Origin of the sequence: Pseudomonas japonica (assembly GCF_900188455.1) — a bacterium.
In the GTDB taxonomy this organism is placed as follows: Bacteria; Pseudomonadota; Gammaproteobacteria; order Pseudomonadales; family Pseudomonadaceae; genus Aquipseudomonas; species Aquipseudomonas japonica.
In genome coordinates this window covers 522,548-523,819 of the sequence record NZ_FZOL01000002.1, presented here as the reverse complement: position 1 = coordinate 523,819, position 1,272 = coordinate 522,548, and the positions used below count along the sequence as shown (strand labels likewise).

Here is a 1,272-nt window from a genome sequence, read left to right as displayed (position 1 = left end):
GTGTGGGTGGTGCCGCTCAGACCAAGATCATCAAGAAGCTCTCCGGTGGTATCCGTACCGCTCTGGCTCAGTACCGTGAACTGGCTGCATTCGCCCAGTTCGCTTCTGACCTGGACGAAGCCACCCGCAAGCAACTCGAGCACGGTCAACGTGTTACCGAGCTGATGAAGCAGAAGCAATACGCTCCTATGTCCATCGCTGACATGGCGCTGTCGCTGTATGCCGCTGAGCGTGGGTTCCTGACCGACGTTGAAATCGCCAAGATCGGCAGCTTCGAACAAGCGCTGATCGCTTACTTCAACCGTGATCACGCCGACCTGATGGCGAAGATCAACGTGAAGGGTGACTTCAACGACGAAATCGACGCTGGTATCAAAGCCGGTATCGAGAAGTTCAAGGCCACCCAAACCTGGTAAGCCGCAGCGGGGGCTTTGCAGCCCCCGCTTGCTAACCTGATAGGTGTTACATGGCAGGCGCAAAAGAGATTCGCAGTAAGATTGCGAGCATCAAAAGCACGCAAAAAATTACCAGCGCCATGGAAAAAGTGGCGGTCAGCAAGATGCGCAAGGCTCAAATGCGCATGGCTGCTAGCCGTCCCTACGCGGAGCGCATCCGCCAGGTGATTGGTCATCTGGCCAACGCCAACCCGGAATACCGCCACCCATTCATGATCGAGCGCCCTGTGAAGCGCGCCGGTTATATCGTGGTGAGCAGTGACCGTGGTCTGTGCGGTGGCTTGAACACCAACCTGTTCAAGGCCCTGGTCAAGGACATGTCGGTAAACCGCGAACAAGGCGTCGAAATCGATCTGTGCGTAATCGGCAGCAAGGGTGCGGCATTCTTCCGCAGCTTTGGCGGCAACGTCGTTGCTGCAATCAGCCACCTGGGCGAAGAGCCGTCGATCAATGATCTGATCGGCAGCGTCAAGGTCATGCTGGACGCTTACCTGGATGGTCGTATCGATCGTCTGTCGGTGGTATCGAACAAGTTCGTGAACACCATGACGCAAACCCCAACGGTCGAGCAGTTGATTCCGTTGGTTGCAACCCCGGATCAAGAACTCAAGCACCACTGGGACTACCTCTACGAACCTGACGCCAAGGAGCTGCTGGACGGCTTGATGGTGCGTTACGTGGAGTCGCAGGTCTACCAGGCGGTGGTCGAGAACAACGCAGCTGAACAAGCTGCCCGGATGATCGCAATGAAGAACGCCACCGACAACGCCGGTGATTTGATCAGCGAATTGCAGCTGATCTACAACAAGGCGCGTCA

The 1,272-nt window shown here is 56.4% G+C and carries 1 protein-coding gene and 1 pseudogene; both read left to right on the top strand.

The genetic code is table 11. The features are described 5' to 3' along the window. Window positions 1-416 (top strand): annotated as a pseudogene (locus CHB99_RS04650) (F0F1 ATP synthase subunit alpha); the annotation flags it as partial. A gap of 50 nt (window positions 417-466) precedes the next feature. Beyond that, window positions 467-1,272: F0F1 ATP synthase subunit gamma (atpG, locus tag CHB99_RS04645; protein ID WP_249299689.1), on the top strand; the 806-nt coding region annotated here is incomplete at its 3' end.